Annotated in this window: 20 protein-coding genes and 3 tRNA genes; 8 read left to right on the top strand and 15 right to left on the bottom strand. The window is 48.6% G+C overall.

Annotated elements, in window-relative coordinates:
• Positions 1–44 precede the first annotated feature (44 nt).
• The 4 genes from phhA to pspA form a co-directional block, all read right to left on the bottom strand.
• A complete protein-coding gene (gene phhA / locus BFC18_RS18245; protein WP_070126986.1) occupies positions 45–845 on the bottom strand; it encodes a phenylalanine 4-monooxygenase in 801 nt (266 codons plus the stop codon).
• Between the two features lie 186 nt (positions 846–1031).
• Positions 1032–1487 (bottom strand): envelope stress response membrane protein PspC, encoded by a 456-nt coding sequence (gene pspC / locus BFC18_RS18250; protein ID WP_070126987.1) that lies wholly within the window; start codon positions 1485–1487, stop codon positions 1032–1034.
• Positions 1484–1723, bottom strand: a complete 240-nt coding sequence (gene pspB / locus BFC18_RS18255; protein ID WP_070126988.1) for an envelope stress response membrane protein PspB — start codon at positions 1721–1723, stop codon at positions 1484–1486. The genes pspC and pspB overlap by 4 nt, the downstream gene beginning before the upstream one ends.
• 106 nt (positions 1724–1829) lie before the next feature.
• The gene (pspA, locus tag BFC18_RS18260) at positions 1830–2501 is read right to left on the bottom strand and encodes a phage shock protein PspA (protein ID WP_070126989.1); all 672 of its coding nucleotides are present in this window, start codon (positions 2499–2501) and stop codon (positions 1830–1832) included.
• Positions 2502–2722: 221 nt separating this feature from the next.
• On the opposite strand from pspA, the gene pspF reads away from it, so the two are divergent.
• Genes pspF through BFC18_RS18290 form a run of 6 tightly spaced genes read left to right on the top strand, consistent with a single transcriptional unit; the run spans position 2723 to position 9178 of the window.
• Complete coding sequence (gene pspF, locus BFC18_RS18265; protein ID WP_070126990.1) at positions 2723–3826, top strand: phage shock protein operon transcriptional activator; 1104 nt, start codon at positions 2723–2725, stop codon at positions 3824–3826.
• Between the two features lie 2 nt (positions 3827–3828).
• Complete coding sequence (locus tag BFC18_RS18270) at positions 3829–5463, top strand: ABC transporter substrate-binding protein (protein ID WP_070127533.1); 1635 nt, start codon at positions 3829–3831, stop codon at positions 5461–5463.
• Positions 5460–6491 carry an ABC transporter permease gene (locus BFC18_RS18275; protein WP_070126991.1) on the top strand — a complete coding sequence of 344 codons (1032 nt, stop codon included), beginning with the start codon at positions 5460–5462 and terminating at the stop codon, positions 6489–6491. The genes BFC18_RS18270 and BFC18_RS18275 overlap by 4 nt, the downstream gene beginning before the upstream one ends.
• Complete coding sequence (locus BFC18_RS18280) at positions 6478–7371, top strand: ABC transporter permease subunit (RefSeq protein ID WP_070126992.1); 894 nt, start codon at positions 6478–6480, stop codon at positions 7369–7371. The genes BFC18_RS18275 and BFC18_RS18280 overlap by 14 nt, the downstream gene beginning before the upstream one ends.
• Positions 7371–8366 carry an oligopeptide/dipeptide ABC transporter ATP-binding protein gene (locus BFC18_RS18285; RefSeq protein WP_070126993.1) on the top strand — a complete coding sequence of 332 codons (996 nt, stop codon included), beginning with the start codon at positions 7371–7373 and terminating at the stop codon, positions 8364–8366. The genes BFC18_RS18280 and BFC18_RS18285 overlap by 1 nt, the downstream gene beginning before the upstream one ends.
• The gene (locus tag BFC18_RS18290; protein ID WP_070126994.1) at positions 8363–9178 is read left to right on the top strand and encodes an ATP-binding cassette domain-containing protein; all 816 of its coding nucleotides are present in this window, start codon (positions 8363–8365) and stop codon (positions 9176–9178) included. Before BFC18_RS18285 ends, BFC18_RS18290 begins: the two co-directional genes overlap by 4 nt.
• 7 nt (positions 9179–9185) lie before the next feature.
• On the opposite strand, the gene BFC18_RS18295 is transcribed toward BFC18_RS18290, so the two are convergent.
• The 9 genes from BFC18_RS18295 to BFC18_RS18335 all read right to left on the bottom strand — a co-directional run bounded on the left by BFC18_RS18295 (position 9186) and on the right by BFC18_RS18335 (position 16839).
• A complete protein-coding gene (locus BFC18_RS18295) occupies positions 9186–10316 on the bottom strand; it encodes a sodium ion-translocating decarboxylase subunit beta (protein WP_070126995.1) in 1131 nt (376 codons plus the stop codon).
• A 3-nt stretch (positions 10317–10319) separates the two neighbouring features.
• Positions 10320–12104, bottom strand: a complete 1785-nt coding sequence (gene oadA / locus BFC18_RS18300) for a sodium-extruding oxaloacetate decarboxylase subunit alpha (RefSeq protein WP_070126996.1) — start codon at positions 12102–12104, stop codon at positions 10320–10322.
• Between the two features lie 18 nt (positions 12105–12122).
• Entirely contained in the window at positions 12123–12389 is a 267-nt protein-coding gene (locus BFC18_RS18305; RefSeq protein ID WP_070126997.1) for an OadG family protein, read from the bottom strand.
• A gap of 384 nt (positions 12390–12773) precedes the next feature.
• Positions 12774–12850: transfer RNA gene (locus BFC18_RS18310), tRNA-Arg, on the bottom strand.
• Between the two features lie 49 nt (positions 12851–12899).
• A tRNA-Arg gene (locus BFC18_RS18315) sits at positions 12900–12976 on the bottom strand.
• A 42-nt stretch (positions 12977–13018) separates the two neighbouring features.
• Positions 13019–13109, bottom strand: a tRNA-Ser gene (locus tag BFC18_RS18320).
• A gap of 163 nt (positions 13110–13272) precedes the next feature.
• Entirely contained in the window at positions 13273–13467 is a 195-nt protein-coding gene (csrA, locus tag BFC18_RS18325) for a carbon storage regulator CsrA (protein ID WP_070126998.1), read from the bottom strand.
• Positions 13468–13600: 133 nt separating this feature from the next.
• Entirely contained in the window at positions 13601–16198 is a 2598-nt protein-coding gene (gene alaS / locus BFC18_RS18330) for an alanine--tRNA ligase (RefSeq protein ID WP_070126999.1), read from the bottom strand.
• Positions 16199–16389: 191 nt separating this feature from the next.
• Positions 16390–16839 (bottom strand): regulatory protein RecX, encoded by a 450-nt coding sequence (locus BFC18_RS18335; protein WP_070127000.1) that lies wholly within the window; start codon positions 16837–16839, stop codon positions 16390–16392.
• A gap of 82 nt (positions 16840–16921) precedes the next feature.
• Between BFC18_RS18335 and BFC18_RS18340 the strand changes: the two genes are divergently transcribed.
• Entirely contained in the window at positions 16922–18145 is a 1224-nt protein-coding gene (locus BFC18_RS18340; protein ID WP_070127001.1) for a GNAT family N-acetyltransferase, read from the top strand.
• On the top strand, positions 18135–20216 hold the full coding sequence (locus tag BFC18_RS18345; protein WP_070127002.1) for a M13 family metallopeptidase: 2082 nt from the start codon (positions 18135–18137) through the stop codon (positions 20214–20216). The genes BFC18_RS18340 and BFC18_RS18345 overlap by 11 nt, the downstream gene beginning before the upstream one ends.
• A 55-nt stretch (positions 20217–20271) precedes the next feature.
• Here BFC18_RS18345 and BFC18_RS18350 read toward each other — a convergent pair whose 3' ends face one another.
• Together BFC18_RS18350 and BFC18_RS18355 are read right to left on the bottom strand one after the other, a co-directional pair.
• Positions 20272–21918, bottom strand: a complete 1647-nt coding sequence (locus tag BFC18_RS18350; protein WP_070127003.1) for a SulP family inorganic anion transporter — start codon at positions 21916–21918, stop codon at positions 20272–20274.
• 12 nt (positions 21919–21930) lie between these two features.
• Positions 21931–22578, bottom strand: coding sequence for a carbonic anhydrase (locus BFC18_RS18355; protein ID WP_070127004.1), 648 nt, complete (start codon positions 22576–22578; stop codon positions 21931–21933).
• Positions 22579–22775 lie beyond the last annotated feature (197 nt).

Raw genomic sequence — 22775 nt, forward strand, 5'->3', positions numbered from 1 at the left:
ACAGGATATCACAAAATCATAACATTACTATGCTTAAATAATTTTCAGCTCGCTTGTTTAGGCGCTATCTCGAAAAGCGGTGCATGCAACCCCAGCTTCATTGCCTGCTGGACGAGTTTCATAATGTCGCTTTCTGCCAGCGTAAATAAATCGTCGAATGAGGCTAATTCATAATAGAGCGGCTGCATAATATCGATGCGGTATGGCGTTCGTAATACATCCAGAGGATTCATTGGTACCTTCAACGGCGCGTTACTTTCCAACGCGTAACAGGTTTCGCCTGGAGAAGATAAAATGCCGCCGCCATAAATACGCTGCCCCTCGACGGTATTAACCAAACCAAACTCCACGGTAAACCAATAAAGCCGCGCAAGATAAATTCGCTCTTCTTTAGACGCTGCCAAGCCGAGCTTGCCGTAGGTATGTGTAAAGTGTGCAAATGCAGGATTGGTTAGTAATGGGCAATGCCCGAAGACCTCATGAAAAATATCCGGCTCTTGCAGATAATCAAATTCTTCCCGGCTACGGATGAAGTTGGCCACAGGAAACTGCTTATCCGCCAGCAAGGCAAAAAATGAGGAAAAGTTTATCAATGCGGGGACCGGCGCGGTTCGCCAGCCTGTTGTCGATTCCAATACACTATCAATTTCGCTCAGCTGAGGAATACGATTTTCTGGCAGGTCTAGCAACGTTAAGCCATCCAGGTATTGTTGGCAGGCTCTGCCCGGCAACAGTGAAATCTGACGATGATACAGTTCTGACCAAATAGCATTTTCCTGTTGAGACCAGTGGATGTTGCCATTTTCATCGGGCTGTTTTGACTGATATGCGGACGAATTTGCCATGGGTACCTTCGTGAATTGAGAAACTCATTTCAGTCTAAGGACTTTACCGGCGGAAGGAAGAGAGAGGCACATTGAGGTTGCCCCGAACACCGTAACATAAATTTTACAAATAAAGTTAAAGCTTTGATTTACAGGCTATAAAACAAAAAAGTCGATGACATCACTGCCATCGACAAGAGGATCGAATTAAAGTCTGCTAATTTCGCGGTCTAATTGAAATTCGCGGGAGGTAACGTACTTTTCCATTTTACGCAGGCGTAATTCTGCGTCTTTGAAACGCGCGGCGATATCATGAACAGCCTGTTTAGGCGGTTCGCCAGCCTGCCAGACATTGGTTTTCACCGCCACTTTGGCAGATTGCTCTGGCTGTACCGCGTGGGTGTTTGTCCAACCTTTGCCTTCGCCAGACTTAAATTGGCTCACCGGATCGTCTTTATAAACCTGCGCATTAGCTTGCTTCGGCTCAAGAATAAACCAGCATGCCACGTATGCAATAAAGATAAACGGACCACCAAGCAGAAAGAAAGCTGATACCACCAGAATGCGGACTAGCCAGCGTTCAAGACCAAAATACTCCGCTATACCACTACAAACACCGGCTATACGTTTGTTCTGGGTGTCGCGACATAATTGACCTTTCATGCTCTGTCCCTCCACTGTGGCGCTTCATGATCTAGAATCGACTCAAGGGTTTTAATCCGGTCTGACATTTTTTCCGCTTTTTCAGCCAGCGCTTTCAATTCTGCATATTCTTCTGCACTCAAGCCCTGGCTCACCTGCTTTTTACTGCGGTAGTGTAAAATTAACCAAATAGGTGCAACAAATATTAAAAACAGAACTAAAGGGGCTGTGATTAATGCCATTATTCCCGCGTCCATATTCTCTCTCCTCCAGCAAATACTCTGATTTTTTCCATAATATCAGGAGTAAAATTAATCGTATTTCTTTTCCGGCAACCGTTTGGTTGCCGGTTTGACGCGCTTTTTATTCTGCGCTCTTATTCTGATTCATTTTGGCTTTTAATGTGGCTAACTCTTCGTCGATTTTGTCACCGGCTTCCAGCTCAGCAAACTCATCGTTGAGGGTTTTCTTACCCAAATCATAAGCTTCAACCTGAGATTCCAAATCGTCAATCTTACGCTCATATTGCTCAAAGCGCCCCATTGCCGCATCGACTTTACTGCTATCCAGCGTGCGCTTCACTTCTAAGCGAGAGCTGGCTGTTTTCTGGCGCATAATAATCACTTTCTGACGAGCTTTTGCGTCTGCCAGTTTATCCTGCAACTGACCCACTTCGTCCTGAAGTTTAGAAATCTGCTCTTCAACAATAGCCAGTTCCTGCCCCAGTGCAACAGCTGCTTCCGATGCCTTTTTGCGTTCTTGCAGGGCAGCACGTGCTAAGTCTTCGCGATCTTTGCTCAGCGCCAGTTCCGCTTTAGCTCCCCAATCTTCAACATCACGCTCGTATTTACTGATTTGCGCTACAATTTCCTTTTTACTGGCAATGGTTTTCGCTGACGCAGAACGCACCTCAACCAGTGTGTCTTCCATCTCCTGGATGATAAGACGAACCATTTTTTCCGGATCTTCAGCTTTATCCAGTAAAGCGTTGATGTTTGAATTCACTATATCGGTGAAACGCGAGAAGATACCCATATTCATTACCTCTATCTCGTGAAATAATCATGCAAAAGTGCATGGTTTGAAAATTCGCAATCTGCGACTGGGTTTTATCTATACAATATACTTGCCAACTTCATCGTATTTGCATGCCACTGAATTGAAAGCCTTTTTTCATGATAAAGAATAGTTCGATTCTCGCCAATTTTTCATCTACACTAAGAATTGGTCTAATTGACTAACACTTGAGGGAATAAATGAGTAGATTTCGCCAACAAGATAACTTGCTTGGGCAGGCCAATAGCTTTCTGGAAACACTGGAACAGATTTCACAGATCGCACCACTGAACAAACCGGTGCTGGTAATCGGTGAACGGGGAACCGGTAAAGAACTTATCGCTGCTCGTTTGCACTTTCTTTCACAGCGCTGGGATCAAAACTACGTCAAACTCAATTGTGCCGCTCTGAATGAAAACCTGCTTGAAAGTGAGCTGTTCGGTTATGAAGCTGGTGCATTTACCGGAGCAGCCAAACGCCGGGAAGGTCGTTTTGAGGTCGCCAACAACGGCACCCTGTTCCTCGACGAGCTGGCAAACACCTCAGGACTTATTCAGGAAAAGCTGCTCAGAGTTATTGAATATGGTGAATTCGAACGTGTGGGCGGCAGTAAAACACTAAAAACTGATGTGCGTATTATTGCGGCGACAAACGAAGACCTACCGGCTTTAGCAGAGAGCGGAGAATTCCGCGCTGACTTGCTGGATCGCTTAGCATTCGATGTTATTACTATTCCGCCATTACGGGAACGAAAAGAAGACATATTGCTTCTGGCAGAAAACTTCGCCATCAATATGGCCCGTGAACTGGAAATGGAACTCTTTAGCGGTTTTACCGAAAAGGCACGCCGAACGCTTTTGGAATACTCCTGGCCGGGCAACATCCGTGAGCTGAAAAACGTGGTTGAACGGGCGGTATATCGCACCAACAACCCTCACCTACCGGTGCATGAAATTACTCTCGATCCGTTTGAATCTCCGTTCAGGCCCAAAGGCAGAATTAAAACTCAAGACAGAATGGCAAGCTCTGGCACAGTGTCCGATGTGGTGGAAGTACCGCCTGAATTACCCGATGTCGCGGCAAACGCGCCTGCTGCACCGGCGACGGCGTCGTTTAACTTCCCCATCGATCTAAAAGAACGCTCTCAGCAATATGAAATCGATATGATTCGCCAGGCCCTTGAAGACAGTCAGTTTAATCAGAAAAAGACTGCAGAAAAGTTGAGTCTGACTTATCATCAGCTTCGTGGATATCTGAAAAAATATAACTTACTGGATTCTTCGGCAGAATCTGTGGAGGCGTGACGGTGCGAGGCGGTTTTCGGTGGGCGGCATTTCTGGTTGCTTTAGCAGGTTTGCAGGCCTGCGATAAATCAGAACAGATTGCCTTTTACCAATCAGGGATCATCTATTGCTCCGAAAGTAACCCGGTGAACTTTAATCCGCAAACTGACACGTCTAGCACCACTGCCGATGCAACGGCGCATCAACTTTATGATCGCCTTCTCAATTTCGATGCCGAAAGCGGGCAAATTGTGCCTAATGTTGCTGAAAGTTGGGTGGTGTCTGATGACGGGCTAACTTATACCTTCCAGCTTCATAAAGATGTCACCTTTCACACCACAACCTATTTTACGCCAACCCGCACGTTGAATGCTGACGATGTGATCTTCAGTATTAACCGCTGGCGTTTGCCTTCTAATCCTTTTCATGCCGTTTCCGGCGGCCGCTACCCCTATTTTGAAAGCCTTGGATTAGCAGAAAACATCGTAAATGTTGAGCGAATAAACGGCTACCGGGTGCAAATTACCCTCAAAGAACCTGACAGCTCATTTTTAGCAAACCTGGCTACGGATTTTTCAGTCATACTGTCAGCGGAATATGCCGACCATTTGCTAAGTCGCGGTACGCCAGAACGCATTGATTACTTCCCCATAGGAACCGGCCCGTTTAAGTTTGAAAGCTATCGTAAAGATCATTACATCCGCTTCCTTCGAAATGAAAATTACTGGGGTTTTGACGAATTACCTGATGGACAATCTAATACCGAGCATCTGATTTACGATATCACCACCAAGAGTTCGATAAGACTGGCGAAACTCATCACCGGTGAATGCGATGCCATTGCCTTCCCTGCGCAAACTGAGCTTGAGATCATTCGTAACCGGGAAGAACTCGAGTTGTCTGAAAAGCCAGGTCTGAATATTGGCTTTTGGGCCTTCAACACGGAACGCCCGCCCTTTGATGATCCGAAAGTCAGAAAAGCGCTGGCACTGGCCATCGACAAAAACACCCTGCTGGAAGCCGTATATTTTGAAAGCGCCACGCGGGCGAAAACCTTGCTTCCTACAGCCAGTTGGGCGTTTCAAAGTGATGCGGAAGATACCGCGTATAACCCGGTTTTGGCGAAGAAATTACTTAAAGAAGCGGGTATTGAGCCAGGCTTCACCATGACCATTTGGGCAATGCCAGTTGAACGGGCGTATAATCCAAACGCGAGTAAAATGGCTGAGCTGATTCAACGTTATTTGTCCGCCGTTGATATTCAAGTGAATATTGTGACTTATGACTGGACCACATTCCGTCGACATTTACGGGAAGGTTTGCATGACAGTGTGTTGATTGGTTGGTCTGCAGATAATGGTGATCCGGATAATTTCTACCGCCCTCTTCTCAGCTGTGGCGCTATTCCATCGGGTACGAATCGCGCCATGTGGTGCAATGAAAAGTATGATGCGCTGATCAACGAAGCGCTGGAGACACAGGATCTCGAACGACGTAAAGCGATTTATGAAGAAGTAAACCGTCTGTTGTATGATGAACTTCCCTTGGTACCTATTGCACATGCTTATCGCTACCAGGCCTATCGAAAAAATTTAAAAGGTATGAGTATTAACCCGTACGGCGGCGTGCGATTTGCCGGAGTGACTAAGTCCCTGTGATACAAATTCTAATTCGTTATGCCACCCTGTTTATCACCACGATGCTGGTGCTGGCGGCGCTGTCTTTTTCACTGGCTTACCTGTTTCCCGGTGATGTACTGGTGAACCTCACCGGTATTACCCCGCAAAATGAAACCGAACGAGCCGCTTTGCTACGTCAATTCCAGCTGGATAAACCCTATCTGTTTCAATTTATTCATTACGTACAGCAGCTACTGCAAGGGAACTGGGGATACAGTTTTGTATCCGGCTTGCCCTTACGCGAAGAAATTGGCATCGCCATGCCCGCAACCATCGAACTCAGTGCATATGCGCTCTTCGTGGCAATTTTCGTGGGTGTACCGCTTGGGTGTTATGCAGGCATGCGCAGCTACACGAAACGGGACTATCTGATTAATTCGGCCAGTATGGTGAGCTACTCGTTTCCCGTTTTCTGGCTGGCGTTGGTGTTTATTATGGTGTTCAGTCTGAACCTTGGGATTGTGCCACTGTCTGGTCGTGTCAGCTTGTTGTTCGATGTTCCGCCCACCACGGGCTTTATTCTGATTGATATTATTATTGCTGAGAACACCGATACGTCACTGGCATTAAATGACGCGCTTTATCATTTGTTACTGCCAACAATTTCCATTGCGCTGGTATCGACAGCGTCAGTGGTAAGACTCACACGACGATCTGTTATTGATGTGTTGAAAAGCCCTTATATCGCAGCTGCAGAGTCACGGGGGCTGTCCCGCGTTCAAATATTTCGTCGGCATATCCTGCGTAACGCCTTACTCCCCATTCTACCTTTAATGGCGATTCAGATAACCACGCTGATCACTAACGCAATGATCGTGGAAACGCTCTTTTCATGGCCGGGTATTGGCAATTGGTTGATTCAGGCTATTTACCAGCGGGACTATCCGGCATTACGGGTGGGCATGCTCGCTGTGGCAACCTTAGTGGTTAGTTTTACTATTTTGATTGATTTGTTTAACCGAATCATCGATCCAAGTCGGGAAAAATACGAACGTGGCACAGTTTAGTCTTTATCAGGAAGAATCACAGCCTTCCCCGTGGCATCGCACCTGGGAAGAATTTCGCAGTAGCCATGTTGCCTTTGCGGGCTTCATTGTGCTTGGTCTGTTTCTTTTTGTTTCTTTGTTTGCGCCGCTCGTTGCCCCTTACGACCCGCTACAACAAAACATCGATGCGTTACTCGTACCACCAAGTTGGGAACCTAACGGCACAGTCAGCCACCTGTTTGGCACCGATGCGCTCGGGCGTGATGTATTTTCCCGTATTATGTATGGATGCCGGGTAACCTTCGGTTCCAGCGTACTTTTAGTATTAATCGCCATGCTGGTGGGCGTCACCATTGGCACCATTGCCGGGATGACGAGCGGTGTACGTTCAAGCGTCATTAATCATACCCTGGATGCGCTCATGGCCATTCCTACCCTGTTAATCGCCATCATTATCGTCGCGATTCTGGGCACGGGCTTGGTGAACAGTATGTGGGCCATAACACTGGCATTGATCCCACAGTTCATACATCACACCCGCTCGTTTGTACGCAGCGAAATGAAAAAAGAATACATCCTGGCATCTCGTTTGGACGGCGCCAAGCCTGTACAGCTTTTCTTTCACTCGGTACTGCCCAACATGATTGAGATGCTTGTTGTACAAGGCTCTCTGGCGCTTTCCGTTGCTGTTATCGACATTTCGGCACTGGGTTTTCTGAATTTGGGCGCACAGCCGCCACTGCCGGAACTGGGTGTTATTCTTGCTGATGGCCTCGATGTTGCCTATGTGGCGCCATGGAATGTGGGACTGCCGGGTCTGACTATCTTTCTTATGGTTCTGGCAATTAACATTGTCGGCGACGGTTTACGCTCTGCACTAAGACGGAGGCTGACACACTAATGCCAATGCTGGACATCAAAAACCTGACCCTGGAAATTGATAACGGTAGTACGCGGGTAAAGGCCCTCGATAAAGTGAACCTCACCGTTAACAGTGGCGAAATTCGCGCACTGGTGGGTGAATCTGGCTCCGGTAAGAGTTTAATGGTACAGGCCATTTCTGGTGCATTACCGCCCCAATGGAAAGTCACGGCCGACCGTATGAGCTGGCATGGCAAGAACATGTTGTCGATGACGGCGAAAGAACGACGTGAACTGATGCGCCGTGATATTGGTGTTGTGTTCCAAGATTCTATTACGTCGATGGACCCGTCGATGACATTAGGACAACAGCTCGAAGAGGCGATCCCCGACGAGTTAGTCAACGGTAAATGGTTCTGGCAGCGAAGTCTGGATCGCCGAAAAACCGCCATCAATACCGTACATAAGGTGGGCATTAAGAATCACAAACATTATCTGAACGCGTACCCGCACCAGGTACCCACTGACATTGGTCAGAAGTTTATGATTGCCATGGCGTTGATCTCACAACCGAAATTACTCATCGCCGACGACCCGACCCGAGGGATGGAAACCACCACCAAAACCAAAGTATTGAAGCTATTCACGCGGCTGAATCAAACAAAATCACTCTCGATTTTGTTCGTCAGTCACGATTTGCTGGCCATTGCCAGCATGTCCCATACCATGACAGTACTGTACTGCGGTCAGACGGTGGAATCGGGCAAAATGAAACATATTCGTAAGCGCCCACTGCATCCTTACACCAAAGCGCTTATCGACAGTGCACCAAGTTTCCGGGCGGACTTGCCACCGAAATCGGTACTGCCCTCTCTCGACGGCACCATCCCCTCGTTACAGCATGTACCAATCGGATGCCGTTTAGGACCTCGCTGTCCTCGTGCGCAGCGGGCCTGCGTGAGCACACCGGGCGTAAGACGTATTCATGATCACACTTACAGCTGCCACTTTCCGCTGCATATGGAGAAACTATGAGCGAGCTTATGCATGTCAGTGGCCTGACATTCCGTCATAGCGATCAGAAGCGCTGGTTGAAAAAGCCAGAAGTATTTGCTTTAGGGCCTATAGAGCTGACGGTAAAGCGAGGTGAAACCATTGCGATAATTGGTGAAAACCGTGCGGGTAAATCTCTGTTGGCGAAGCTGCTGGTTGGCGCAATTCCCGCCGACGAAGGGGAAATATTCTTAAGCAACGTGATGTACAACGCGGCTAAAAAGAAGTCTACAAAAAGCTACAACAGCAGTAACGATATCCGAATGATCTTCCAGCACAGTAGTGAGGCGATGAATCCGGGCATTCCTGTGGGGCGCATTCTCGATGAACCGCTAAAGCTTAATACCGAACTGTCGGAATCAGAACGCAAAACTCTTATTGAAGATATATTGGTTAAAGTAGGTTTGCTGCGTGATCACTACTACTTTTATCGCCATATGTTGTCAGATGGTCAGCAACAGCGGGTGGCAATTGCGCGGGCCATGGTGTTGCAACCGAAAATCCTGGTTGCCGACGAACCTTTCGCAGCACTCGATCCCTCAGTGCGTTCACAAACGGTAAACCTGATCCTGAAACTGCAAAAGGAACTGGGTCTGTCATTTATATTTATCTCTCACAACTTAGGGATTGTGCGTCATATCGCCGACAGGATCATTGTCATGGACGGTGGCCAGATTGTAGAAACAGGTAAAACCGAAACCATTTTCCGTTGGCCTCAGCACGAGATGACTAAAAAGCTCATTCTCGCTTATCAGTCACTCGTACCTCAGCAAACGCTGGCTACATCAGAGTAGAACTCCCTTAGCCCACCAACGCCAACAGGATACCCGCCGCCACGGCAGAGCCCAGTACGCCCGCCACATTTGGCCCCATGGCGTGCATGAGCAAGAAGTTATGCGGATTGCTTTGCAAACCGACTTTATTAACCACACGGGCCGCCATGGGTACCGCGCTCACACCCGCGGCACCAATTAATGGGTTAATTCCGCCACCGCTCACTTTATTCAGAACCTTTGCCATTAGTACGCCTGCAGCAGTACCTATGGCGAAAGCGATAGCACCCAGGCCCAAGATCCCTAAGGTTTCCACAGTAAGAAATTTATCAGCCGAAAGCTTGGAACCTACTGCCAGCCCGAGGAAGATGGTGACAATATTGATGAGTTCGTTCTGTGCCGTTTTCGACAAACGATCAACCACACCACTCTCCCGCATGAGGTTACCAAAACAGAACATGCCCACCAACGGTGTAGCTGATGGCAGGAACAGAATGGTCAGAATGAGTACCGCCAGCGGGAAAATAATTTTCTCCTTGCGGGTCACGTGACGCAGTTGCGCCATCTCGATTTTGCGCTCGTCTTCGGTGGTCAGCGCCTTCATGATGGGCGGCTGAATTATAGGCACCAGCGCCATGTAGGAATAGGCTGCTACAGCAATGGCACCCAATAAATCCGGTGACAGACGAGAGGCCAGGAATATGGCTGTGGGGCCGTCGGCACCGCCGATGATGGCAATAGCACTCGCGTCTTTCAGGCTAAAATCAAAGCCGGGAATGAAATTCAGCGCTATCGCACCAAATAATGTGGCAAAGATACCAAACTGTGCAGCAGCGCCGAGTAGTAGCATGCGAGGATTCGCAATCAAGGCACCAAAGTCTGTCATGGCTCCCACCCCCATAAATATGAGTAACGGGAACACGCCAGAGTGAATACCCACTTCGTAGATATAATAGAGCAAGCCACCGGGGTCAGAAAAACCTGCCAACGGAATGTTGGTCAGTAAAGCACCGAAGCCGATAGGAAACAGCAGCAAAGGTTCGAATTTTTTTACGATGGCGAGCCACAGTAATAACAGCCCAACGGCCATCATTACCAGCTCGCCACTCTGAAAATGGGCCAGCGCGGTGCTGTCCCAGAGTATATACAGTTTTTCCATGGCTTATAACTCTATCAGTGCCTGACCGGTGGCGACACTGTCGCCCTCTTTAGCGAGAATAGTACTAACCGTTCCGTCGAAGGCAGAGCGTATTTCCGTCTCCATTTTCATGGCTTCCAGAATGATCACCACGTCACCGTTAGCCACAACATCGCCCGGACTAACCAGTACCTTAAACACATTTCCGGACAGCGGTGCGTTGATAGTCTGGCCGCTGGCCGATGGTGCTGGCTCCGCAGACGAGGCCGGCGCAGTGGCTGCAGCCGGTGTCACGCTGGTTAGCGTGCCGGAATCAGCCACTTCCACGTGATACACCTTGCCATCCACTTTGACATCGTAACTGGAAGGCTGACCCGTAGCTCGTGGAGCAACAGCAGGCGCTGTAGCCACTTCCGGTTCTTTGCCTGGCGCAGGTTCAAACGCGTCCGGATTCCCACGGTTCTGCAGGAACTTCAGACCGATTTGCGGGAACAAGGCGTAAGTGAGTACATCGTCGACTTGTTCATCCGCCAGCAGGAAGCCTTTGTCTTTAGCCAGTGCCGCCAGATCATCGGTGAGGCTTTCCATTTCCGGCTTGAGCAGATCCGCTGGTCGACAGGTTACCGGCTCGCCACCGTCAAGCACCCGGGCCTGTAATTCAGCATTCACTGGCGCCGCCGTGGCACCGTATTCACCTTTCAGTACACCAGCCGTTTCTTTGGAAATGCTTTTGTAACGCTCGCCGGTCAGCACGTTAAGTACCGCCTGTGTACCCACGATTTGCGACGTTGGTGTCACCAACGGAATAAAGCCGAGATCTTCACGCACCCGCGGAATTTCTTTCAGCACCTCGTCAAACTTGTCTTCCGCGCCCTGCTCTTTCAGCTGGCTTTCCATATTGGTGAGCATGCCGCCCGGCACCTGCGCGAGCAGAATGCGGGCATCCACCCCTTTCAGGCTGCCTTCGAATTTAGCGTATTTCTTTCTCACATTACGGAAGTAAGCGGCGATTTCTTCCAGGCCTTCCAGCGACAGGCCGGTGTCTCTTTCTGTGCCCTCGAGAGCCGAGACAATTGTTTCGGTAGCACTGTGACCATAGGTCATACTCATTGAGGAAATTGCGGTATCCAGCATGTCGATGCCAGCATCAATGGCTTTCTGATAGGTCGCTGTGCTCAGGCCGGTCGTCGCATGACACTGCATGGCAATAGGCACCTGCACGGTTTCTTTCAGGCGGGTAACCAGCGTTTCACACTCGTAAGGTTTCAGCAGACCAGCCATATCTTTAATACAGATGGAATGCACGCCCATGTCTTCGAGCTGCTTCGCCATATCCACCCAGCCATCGATAGTGTGCATGGGGCTGATGGTATAGGACATGGTGCCCTGCGCGTGGGCGCCACAATCAATGGCGGCTTTCACGGCGGTTTGCAGATTACGGACATCGTTCATGGCATCAAAAATACGGAACACGTCCACGCCATTATCATGGGCTCGTTCAACAAAGCGGGTCACCACGTCATCCGCGTAGTGACGGTAGCCAAGCAAGTTCTGACCGCGCAGCAGCATTTGCTGCTTCGTTTTCGGCATCGCCTTTTTCAATGCACGAATACGTTCCCAGGGATCTTCCCCAAGATAACGGATACAGGCGTCGAAGGTTGCACCGCCCCAGGATTCCACAGACCAGAATCCAGCATCATCGAGTTTACTGGCAATGGGTAACATGTCTTCAAGACGCATGCGAGTGGCCAGTAAGGACTGGTGAGCGTCACGGAGAACTAATTCTGTTAGTGCCAACGGCTTAGACATAGTGATTCCTCTTTAAATCTATTTCTGATTATTTCGGTGCTGGTGAACGGCAGCGGTTATCGCTGCTATCGTTCCGGCGCTAACTGTGTTGTCTTTCGCTGTCGGCGCAGCCCGGGAGCGAACCGGCGCGGCTGCGGGTTCCTCGCCGGGAAACTTTTCGCAATACCAGGCAATGCAACGCACACCACCAATTAACAGCGCCAGGAAAGCAAATACAAATGCCATACCGGTCACCATCAGTGTGGCGGCTTCGCCCAGTAGGCTGCTCATGGATTCAGGGGCCATATAAATTACCTCTAATTTTGGTGAAGCGAATAATTATCATGTTGAAAATGCAAAAACAATGGGACTTCAGACCTATAAATTAAATAAATATGCGAGATTACAGCATAAAAGCACGCGACATTTTGCTTTTGGTCAATTAAACAGAACGGTGAAGACCTGTGATCAGGATTTATTTTTGTACAAATTATCATCATTGTGGGCCATTTCCCATTATTAGCAAGGGGCAAACGATGACAGTGCGATGCTATGTACGGCACCGGGCCCTTAAACGAGAGCAGCCAAACTGATGATTTGAAAGAATGTGTGAAACGTCGATGTTAGAGAGAAGAAGAAAAAGCATATAGCAGAAATGAAAAAGCCCACCAGATGGTGGGCTTTTCAATGTGGCGCGTGTGGAAGGATTCGAACCTCCGACCGCCTGGTTCGTAGCCAGGTACTCTATCCAGCTGAGCTACACACGCTTTAAGTATACTTTTACGTTTTACCGTAAAAGGTGGTGCTTTTGTAAGTTGGCGCGTGTGGAAGGATTCGAACCTCCGACCGCCTGGTTCGTAGCCAGGTACTCTATCCAGCTGAGCTACACACGCGCATTAAAACTTATTGTTGGCCACCACTTCCAACCTTAATAGTGGCGGAGAGGGAGGGATTCGAACCCTCGATACCAGTAATAGGTATGGTTCCTTAGCAGGGAACTGGTTTCAGCCACTCACCCACCTCTCCGTAACAGTGGTGCGCATTTTACTGATACTCGTGAGGGAGTCAAACCCTTTTTTCAATAAAATGAATCGTATGCTGCCATTTTAAACAAATCGAATAAAAAGCCAACTTTTCCACGTTACGAAGACTAAAAAGGCCGGGTAAACCGGCCTTTTTTCGTTGGTGTTTATTCGGCAGTATTGCCGGGCTGACCACCTTTTTCAGCCTGAATGCGCATGTAAATTTCTTCACGATGCACTGATACTTCTTTTGGCGCATTCACACCAATACGTACCTGGTTACCCTTAACCCCTAATACAGTCACGGTAACATCATCACCTACCATCAGGGTTTCACCTACACGACGAGTCAATATAAGCATTCGCTTGCTCCTGTCCTTTAAAAATGAACTTTCCCTTAACTTTCGTCACTCGTCGGCACGACCCGACGGTAACAGCAGTGATTCCCTGTTTCCATGTCACTTAAGAAACTCACTGTATACCTTAGATACTGGATTATAGCTTATCTGACAGATATGCGTTAACTGACGCCAATGCACCTTTCAGATTCTCTGGCTGACTACCACCGGCTTGCGCCATGTCTGGTCTGCCACCGCCCTTTCCACCAACCTGTGAGGCAATAAAGTTTACCAGTTCTCCTGCTTTAACTTTGCCGGTTAGCTGTTTGGTGACACCTACAATTAAACTGACTTTAGCACCATCAGCCATACCTAGTACTACGATGCCTTCGCCGATTCGGTTTTTAAGATCGTCCATCATTCCACGTAATGCTTTCGACTCAACGCCTTCAAGCTCGGAAATCAGCACTTTCACGCCATTGATATCCTGGGCCTCGCCTAAGAGATCAGCGCCCTGTTGCGCAGCCAATTTTTGCTTCGCTGCGGTAAGTGCTTTTTCCAAATCTTTAGTTTGCGCCTGCAATGCACCGATACGGTCAATCAGGCCTGTACTATCTGTTTTTAATAATCCTGCTGCGGTTTGTAACTGAATCTGTTGTTGTTGCACATATTCAACTGCCGCTGCGCCAGTTATCGCTTCTATGCGACGAACGCCTGATGCAATGCCGCTTTCTGAGGTGATCTTGAATAAACCGATATCACCGGTGCGCTGAACGTGAGTACCGCCACAAAGCTCTACCGAGAATGGGCCCATGGTTACTACGCGCACTTTCTCGTCATACTTCTCACCGAACAATGCCATGGCACCGGAAGCCTTCGCTTCATCCAGTTCCATCAGTTCTGTCTTCAATGAATGGTTCGCACGAATTTCCTCGTTCACGCGATTTTCAACCTGCAGAAGCTGTTCTGGCGTGACCGCTTCAAAATGAGAGAAGTCAAAACGCATACGGGCTGCTTCAACCAGTGAACCTTTCTGCGTTACGTGGTCACCGAGGATTTCACGTAATGCCGCGTGCAGTAAGTGAGTAGCACTGTGATTTTTCTTCACTGCTTCGCGTTTGGCGTTATCAATCGCGGCCGTGACTTTTTCACCCTTCTTAATCTCACCAACCACTTTACCTTTATGGGCAAAAGCGTTACCCATTTTCTGGGTATCAGAAACAATAAACTCGCCGCCTGCTACTTTAAGCACGCCGCTGTCGCCGGCCTGACCACCCGATTCTGCATAAAACGGAGTTTGATCCAGTACCACAACCCCTTCCTGTCCATCGGTCAACGTGTCGGTAAACTGGTTGTCGAAGATCAGCTCAACGATGTTCGCTTCACCGTCAACATCGTTATAGCCGGTGAACGATGTTGTATGATCGATTTTCAATAAGTCGTTATAGTTCGCGCCAAAATTGCTCGCTTCTTTTGCACGGTTGCGCTGGGCTTCCATGGCTTTTTCGAAACCGGCTTCATCAATTTTCACGTTGTGTTCACGGGCCACATCGTTAGTCAGGTCTACCGGGAAACCGTAAGTATCATAAAGCTTGAATACTACTTCACCCGGAATTGTGTCACCTTCCAGGGCAGACAACGCGTCATTCAGCATATTCATACCGCGCTCAAGGGTTTTACTGAACTGCTCTTCTTCTACGCGCAGTACTTTCTCAATAACCGGTTGTTGATCAGCCAGTTCAGGATAAAACTCGCCCATTTCCTTCACCAGTGCCGCTACCAGCTTGTAGAAGAAAATGTCTTTGGCGCCCAATTGATAGCCATGACGTACCGCACGACGAATAATACGACGCAGTACATAACCACGACCTTCGTTGCTTGGCATAACGCCATCACACACTAAGAAGCCGCATGAACGAATGTGGTCCGCTACCACGCGCAAAGATTTGTTTTCCAGATCGGTTGCGCCAGTGATGTCAGCTGTCGCTTTAATGAGGTTCTGGAACAAGTCGATTTCATAGTTGCTGTGCACATTTTGAAGAATGGCAGAAATACGCTCAAGGCCCATACCGGTATCAATAGAAGGCTTCGGCAGCGGCTCCATGGTGCCATCGGCTTGCTTATTGAACTGCATGAAAACCAGGTTCCAGATTTCAATGAAGCGGTCGCCGTCTTCTTCTGGCGTGCCCGGAGGACCACCCCAAATGTGCTCGCCGTGATCGTAGAAAATCTCGGAACACGGACCACACGGGCCGGTATCACCCATGGACCAGAAGTTATCGGAGGTATTGATGCGGATAATTTTTTCTGCTGGCACGCCGATCTCGTTTTCCCAGATAGCGAACGCCTCATCATCTTCCGAATACACGGTTACCAACAGCTTTTCTTTTGGCAGACCCAGTTCAACGGTAAGAAAATTCCATGCAAAGCTGATTGCTTCTTTTTTAAAGTAATCACCAAAGCTGAAGTTACCTAACATCTCAAAGAAGGTGTGGTGGCGAGCGGTGTAGCCTACGTTTTCTAAATCGTTATGTTTACCACCTGCACGAACGCAGCGCTGAGAAGAAACTGCGCGGCTATAGCTGCGCTTTTCTGCCCCTAAGAACACGTCCTTGAACTGGTTCATACCCGCATTGGTGAACAGGAGTGTAGGATCATCTGCCGGCACCAGAGAAGAACTTGCCACTGCCTGGTGGCCGTGACTCTTAAAGTAATCGATAAACTTTTGGCGTATGTCAGCAGTTGATAATGTCATTGAAATCCAAACTTCCTACTTTTATTAACAGTGCACATCCCATCGGTGCTAGGGAAAATATCCGCGATGTACCGAAGATGCATGAAAATGGTGGGGAAAATGGCACCTGAACAGGTGCGCCGCCCGCAGGGCGCAAACATATCATGGAAAGCGCGTGGTTGTTAAGGATTCGCTGCTAATTTAGTCGGGTTTTAGTCGCCATTGACGGCATATTGGATTTGGTCACGGGTAAAGCCGCGATAATTCATAAACTGCATTTGTTTTTGACGGGCTTTAAAGTCAGTTTCCCTGCCCTCACCAAATTTCTTGATTTTTACGTTTAGCGCCAACTCAAACCAATCTACATCGGCCTCTTTCATGGCTTCCTGCACCACATAATGATCAATCTGATGTTGCGATAATTCTCGTTGTATTCGTTCAGGCCCAATCCCTTTCGACGCACAGGCGCGAACTCGCATTTCAGCATAGCGACCATCGCTTTGAATATCAGCCTCGGTGAACTCCTGCAGAACCGGCAAATATGCCTCTGGGTCAAACCCCTTTTGGCTTAGCTTTGTGCGGGCTTCGACCCTACTGTGCTCTCGTCGTGCCAGCATGCGGGTAATCGCGTCAATAATGATTTTGCGGTTGGGGTCTGTCATGGTGTCGGATTATCAGATTTCTAACTAACATTGGCTTTATATTGACAGCGTGTTCTGATGAACAGCTAACTTCGTGTCTGAGATGAAATATACCACATCCTTTGTCACATCTATTAATGCAATACCAGCACCCGCCTGGCAAGCGCTTGCATCGTCTGCCGGGCCGTTTTTGCAATATCCGCTTCTGTCAGCCATGGAAAATACGGACTGCGTGGGTGAAGGGACAGGCTGGCATCCGTATTTTTTGCTGGTACATCACAAGTCAAAACTGATTGCCGCCATGCCTGGTTATCTGAAAGCCGACAGCTACGGCGAATACGTGTTCGACCACGGTTGGGCGCATGCCTATGAGCAACATGGTTTGGATTATTATCCAAAATGGATTAGCGCTATTCCTTTTACTCCCGTTACCGGCCCAAGGTTACTGGTTGCAGATGGATACAACGCTGACGACTTACTTCCCACTATCCGCGCTTCGCTCAATACCTTGCTAAACGATGGCGTGTCATCGCTGCATATTCTGTTCAGCCCTCAGGCTGATTCACCATCCTGGCAACAGAATGGTTTTGCCCGGCGCTATTCCGTACAGTTTCAGTGGTACAACTATGGGTACGAAACTGAAGATGATTTCACCGCCGCACTAACATCAAGAAAACGCCGTTCACTGCGAAAATCACGTCAAAAACTGGATGCAGCTGGGGTTACCATCCAGCGTATTAAAGGTGCCGAACTGACTGACGACGATATTCAGTTTTTTATTCTCTGTTACCAGCAAACTTATCTAAAGCGGTCGGGACATAGCGGGTATCTCACCCCTGACTTCTTCGAATCTATTTTCCGTACTATGGCTGACCACACTCTGTTAGTGAAGGCGTCCAGAAACGGGAAACCGGTTGCCAGCGCACTGTTTTTTTACGATGCACAGGGCCTTTATGGCCGCTATTGGGGGAGCCTGCAGGACATCGATGGGCTGCATTTCGAATCTTGTTACAATCAAGGCATTGCATTCGCCATTGAGCATGGATTACCTTTGTTTAATCCAGGGACACAAGGTGAACATAAAATTTTACGCGGCTTCGAGCCTACCTTTTGTGTGTCTCTTCACCATTTATTTGATAACCGTTTCCATAGTGCTGTAGAAGAATTTTTACATCAGGAAACGCCACAAATTTCCCATTACTTCCAACAGGCGGCAACTGTGTTACCGTTTAACGAAGCAATGACAAATAAACTGAAAACAACAAGTACAGCAGCTGTCACACCCGACGCTGCCATAACGACAAAGAGAAACGACAATGAAGTATAAGTTACTTGCTGCCACTATTGCTGCAGCACTCAGCCTTTCTGGTTGTAGCAAACCGGAACAGTCGGCGTCTTCCGCTCCGGCAAAAGAATCACAAACTACAGCAGAAGCCGGCAAGCCTGAATTGGGCAGTTTTGGTGTGGATTTAACCGCCATGGATACGTCAGTTAAACCCGGAGATGACTTCTTTGGTTATGCCAGCGGCACTTGGTATAAAAATTACGAATTACCGGCTGACAAAACTCGCTTTGGTGCGTTTAACGCATTACGAGACCGCAGTGAAGAACAGGTAAAAGCTATCGTTGATGACCTGATGACGAAGCAGGATCTCAATACCGAAGAGAAAATGGTTCACGACTTCTATTCTGCTTACATGGATACCGATACCATCAATGCCCAAGGAATCGAACCCATCTCTGACATTCTTGGCATGATAAGCAAAATTGGTAACCGCGATGACCTTACTCGTGTCTTTGGTCAGTCATGGTTATACGGCAGTGCCACGCCAATCTATTCTTACCTGGGTTATAACCGCCTCGATCCTAACGAGTATCAGGTAACAGTAGGTGTAGGTGGTTTAGGTCTGCCAGATCGCGATTACTACCTCAGTGATGAAGAGCGTTTCGTAAAAATTCGCGAAGCCTATGTTGCTCACGTAGAGAAGATGTTGGCCTTTGCAGGTGCTGAGAGCCCAGCGGAAGGCGCGCAGCAAATTCTTGAATTGGAAACCCGCATTGCCGATGCGCAGTGGCCCCGTGCGAAACGCCGTAACCGCGACCTCACCCTGAACCAAATTGAGCGCGCTTCACTGAGCGATGCCTATCCAGGCTTCAACTGGAATACTTTCCTGGCTCAGTCTGATCTGAAAGCACCAGAACTGAACATCAGTACCCCAGAACCGCTGAAAGATGTCATCAACATCATCAACGAAACCGACCTGGGTATTTGGAAAACCTATCTAACCTTCCATACCATTAGCAATAATTCTTCATTGCTAAGCGAAGAAATCAATAACGAATCTTTTGATTTCTACAGCCGGACGTTAAATGGTCAGCAAGAGCCTCGCCCACGTTGGAAGCGCGCTGTTGGACAGCTCTCGGGAACTGAATCACTTGGCTTTGTGCTGGGTAAAATTTACGTTGACCGCTACTTCCCACAAAGCTCAAAAGCACAAATGTCGGAGCTAGTTGAAAACCTGCGTACCGCACTGGGCAAGCGTATCGATGGCCTTGAGTGGATGGGCGACGAAACCAAAAAAGAAGCACGCGCTAAACTGGCGGCATTCCGTCCTAAAATCGGTTACCCAGATGAGTGGGTTGACCTGAGTGGTCTTGAAATCAGTAGCGACACACTGGTACAAAATATTCGTAACTTACGCAAATTCTTCCACGAAAAAGACGTTGAGAACGAGTTGAAGCCAACCGATCGTGAGCGCTGGGGCATGACGCCACAAACCGTGAATGCGTATTACAATCCTTCGTTTAACGAAATTGTATTCCCTGCAGCGATTCTGCAGCCACCGTTTTTCGACCCGAACGCTGACCCAGCGGTAAACTATGGCGCAATCGGCGGCGTTATTGGTCATGAAATGGGCCACGGTTTCGATGATCAGGGCTCAAAATCTGATGCTAACGGCATTCAGCGTAACTGGTGGACTGATGAAGATTTAACAGCGTTCACGGCAAAAGTTGAACAGTTGGGAGCCCAGTACGATGCATACGAGCCAGTAGAAGGCCAGCACGTAAATGGTCAGCTGACCATGGGTGAAAACATTGGTGACGTGGGCGGTCTGGCAATGGCTTATGAAGCTTATAAGTTAAGCCTTGATGGTAAAGAAGCCCCTGTTATCGACGGTCTTACTGGCGATCAGCGTTTCTTCCTGGCATGGGCGCAAGTTTGGCGCGAGAAGCGTACAGAGCAAAGTCTGATTAATCAGCTTCGCACTGACCCGCACTCTCCAGCTCGTTACCGTACCCTGACACCACGTAACATGGATGCATGGTACGAAGCCTTCGACGTGAAGCCTGGCGATGCACTGTATCTTGCACCAGAAGATCGGGTGCAAATCTGGTAAAAAAGCACAAATAAAAAGGGCTTCCGTTTGGAAGCCCTTTGTTTATGATTAATGATTATTTCGCTGGGATGAAATTTGCGGCAGCACCCGGACTGCCGTTATCCTTTCCCGGCTCATTCACCAATGCCATCGCCTTAGCTAGCGCCGCTTTGCGGTCTGGCGTTACAACCACACCACTCTGGTGCGCGTTGATGTTTTCAAGCACTGTTTGTACTGCCGCAGCTGCGCCACACATGATCACGTGACGGCCTGCAGCCTTCGCATCAGATGTGATAGTTTCCACCGCCATTGCAGCAGAGACATCCATGGAGGGCACACGGCTGAAGTCCAGAATAAGCGCCCGTGAACCATTTTTTACTTTCTCACGAACGTGATGGCCTAAATCAGCGGCAGCACCAAAACTCAACGGACCACCAAAGCTGAAGATACGTACCTTGTTACCTGCCTGTTTAAGCAGCGCGTCTTCTTCAGGATCGGTTGATGTTTCTGGCAGATTATTCACTTCATCAAGCTGAAGCTGCGCAATTTGCTTAACATAAGCTAATGCAGCCAATACCACACCTACACCCACCGCAGTGATCAGATCTACAAATACCGTCAGCCCCAGTACCAGCAACATGAGAACGAAGTCCCAACGCGGCCCAGTGTGCGCGCGCTTCAGATAACTCCAGTCGATGATATCCAGACCCACTTTCACCAGAATACCAGCCAATACGGCGTGAGGGATTTGCGCAGCTAATGGACCAAGGCCCAATACTATCGCTAGCAGTACCAGCGCATGAACCATACCCGACAAGCGTTCTTTACCACCGCTTCGAATATTCACTACCGTACGCATCGTCGCGCCAGCACCCGCAATACCACCAATCAGGCCAGCAACCGTGTTACCAACACCCTGGCCGATAAGTTCTTTGTTACTGTCGTGACGAGTACGGGTCATGTTGTCCGCCACAAGAGACGTTAACAGCGAGTCAATTGCACCCAGGATAGCGAGAATGAAGGCAGCTTCCAGCACCAGAAGTAATTTTGACTGGTCGAATACCGGCATGTGCAGCTCTGGTAAACCTGTTGGAATATTGCCAAGAATTGGCGTTTCAAGACCTAAGCTCACCAGTGTACCAATGATCAGTGCTGCAAGCGCACCCGGTACCACTTTGCCCAATTTAGGCGGCCACTTATAGGCAATAACCAATGTTCCTAAGCCAAGACCAAGGGTAACGAAATCGATGTCAGAAAGTGCCGTAGGAAGATATTTCAGCGCACCAATAGTGCCTCCCGGCGGCTCATGCCCCATCAATCTACCAAGTTGCAGAATAATGATGATGGCACCAATACCAGACATAAAGCCGGATATCACTGGATAAGGCACCAGTCGGATATACTGACCGACACCGGTAAAGCCCATAATTATTTGTAGCAGACCGGCGAGCATCACCACCGTAAAAATCAAGCCTAAGTCACCCGAAAGCGTGGCAAACAAGCCTGCCAGAACGACCACCATGGGACCTGTCGGTCCTGAAATCTGCGACGGTGTACCACCTAATAATGCAGCAAAAAAACCAACCGCAATAGCGCCGTAAAGTCCTGCCATTGGGCCGACACCTGACGCCACACCAAGTGCGAGAGCTAGCGGCAGCGCAACAATACCGGCTGTGAGGCCGCCGGTTAAATCGCCTTTTACATTAGAAAGTAAGTTTTTCATCTGACTCGCCTCCTACCTTTTCTCGCCAAAGGGTTTGCCACCATATACGTCCTGAAGCAGCTTGAATGCTTCAGCTTTCTCATCGTAGCAAAGCACGTCACCAGACTCGATGTCGTAAACCCAACCATGCAATTGAACTTGCTTAGTGGCAAGTTTCGCTGCAACGGCAGGATGGGTGCGAATGTGCTGCATTTGCTGCAATACATTCTCTTTGGTGACTTCATCGAGATAATCAGCTGATAAATCGCCGTGCTTTTCCTTCACCACTTCGGTGGCGCAACGGCAATGACCAAGCCATTCTTTTACGTGGGGTAATGTATCGAGTGAATCAGGCGCAAGTGCACCTTTCATCGCGCCGCAGTCAGAGTGACCACAAATGATGATGTGGCTTACACCCAAAGCCGCAACGGCAAATTCAATAGAAGCGGTCATACCGCCGGTATGGGTAGTATGCGGAGGAACAATATTGCCAGCATTACGGCAGATGAAGAGATCACCCGGGCCGGTCTGAGTCACGAGGTTGGGATCGATTCTCGAATCAGCGCAGGTGATGAAAAGGACTTCGGGATTTTGGCCATTAGCCAATTTTTCGAAGGTTGCTTTATTTTTGGGGAATACCTCTTTCTGAAACTTTGCGACACCAGAGATCACGTGGTCCATAAATTTACCTCAAATTAACATGGTATTATCATTATTCTGTTAAAAGAATTTTTAACTGATAGCTTTATAGAAAAACACCACTACTCGCGATAGCTTTTTTCTATCAGAGATACTCATTTGAATGAGTTGATGAGTAATTACACTGTCAGTAAAACAATAAACCAATTTTTCGAGATAAACAAAAAGGGCCTAATCGG

The organism is Alteromonas confluentis, from assembly GCF_001757105.1.
Lineage (GTDB): Bacteria > Pseudomonadota > Gammaproteobacteria > Enterobacterales > Alteromonadaceae > Alteromonas > Alteromonas confluentis.

Excerpts from the sequence above, each read along its gene's own strand:
- pspB (WP_070126988.1), bottom strand. The coding sequence starts at position 1,723 with ATGGACGCGGGAATAATGGCATTAATCACAGCCCCTTTAGTTCTGTTT.
- pspF (WP_070126990.1), top strand. The coding sequence starts at position 2,723 with ATGAGTAGATTTCGCCAACAAGATAACTTGCTTGGGCAGGCCAATAGC.
- BFC18_RS18355 (WP_070127004.1), bottom strand. The coding sequence starts at position 22,578 with ATGGACCACGTGATCTCTGGTGTCGCAAAGTTTCAGAAAGAGGTATTC.
- oadA (WP_070126996.1), bottom strand. The coding sequence starts at position 12,104 with ATGTCTAAGCCGTTGGCACTAACAGAATTAGTTCTCCGTGACGCTCAC.
- BFC18_RS18285 (WP_070126993.1), top strand. The coding sequence starts at position 7,371 with ATGCCAATGCTGGACATCAAAAACCTGACCCTGGAAATTGATAACGGT.
- BFC18_RS18350 (WP_070127003.1), bottom strand. The coding sequence starts at position 21,918 with ATGAAAAACTTACTTTCTAATGTAAAAGGCGATTTAACCGGCGGCCTC.
- phhA (WP_070126986.1), bottom strand. The coding sequence starts at position 845 with ATGGCAAATTCGTCCGCATATCAGTCAAAACAGCCCGATGAAAATGGC.
- BFC18_RS18305 (WP_070126997.1), bottom strand. The coding sequence starts at position 12,389 with ATGGCCCCTGAATCCATGAGCAGCCTACTGGGCGAAGCCGCCACACTG.
- BFC18_RS18340 (WP_070127001.1), top strand. The coding sequence starts at position 16,922 with ATGAAATATACCACATCCTTTGTCACATCTATTAATGCAATACCAGCA.
- BFC18_RS18295 (WP_070126995.1), bottom strand. The coding sequence starts at position 10,316 with ATGGAAAAACTGTATATACTCTGGGACAGCACCGCGCTGGCCCATTTT.
- BFC18_RS18345 (WP_070127002.1), top strand. The coding sequence starts at position 18,135 with ATGAAGTATAAGTTACTTGCTGCCACTATTGCTGCAGCACTCAGCCTT.
- csrA (WP_070126998.1), bottom strand. The coding sequence starts at position 13,467 with ATGCTTATATTGACTCGTCGTGTAGGTGAAACCCTGATGGTAGGTGAT.
- BFC18_RS18335 (WP_070127000.1), bottom strand. The coding sequence starts at position 16,839 with ATGACAGACCCCAACCGCAAAATCATTATTGACGCGATTACCCGCATG.
- alaS (WP_070126999.1), bottom strand. The coding sequence starts at position 16,198 with ATGACATTATCAACTGCTGACATACGCCAAAAGTTTATCGATTACTTT.
- pspC (WP_070126987.1), bottom strand. The coding sequence starts at position 1,487 with ATGAAAGGTCAATTATGTCGCGACACCCAGAACAAACGTATAGCCGGT.
- pspA (WP_070126989.1), bottom strand. The coding sequence starts at position 2,501 with ATGGGTATCTTCTCGCGTTTCACCGATATAGTGAATTCAAACATCAAC.
- BFC18_RS18290 (WP_070126994.1), top strand. The coding sequence starts at position 8,363 with ATGAGCGAGCTTATGCATGTCAGTGGCCTGACATTCCGTCATAGCGAT.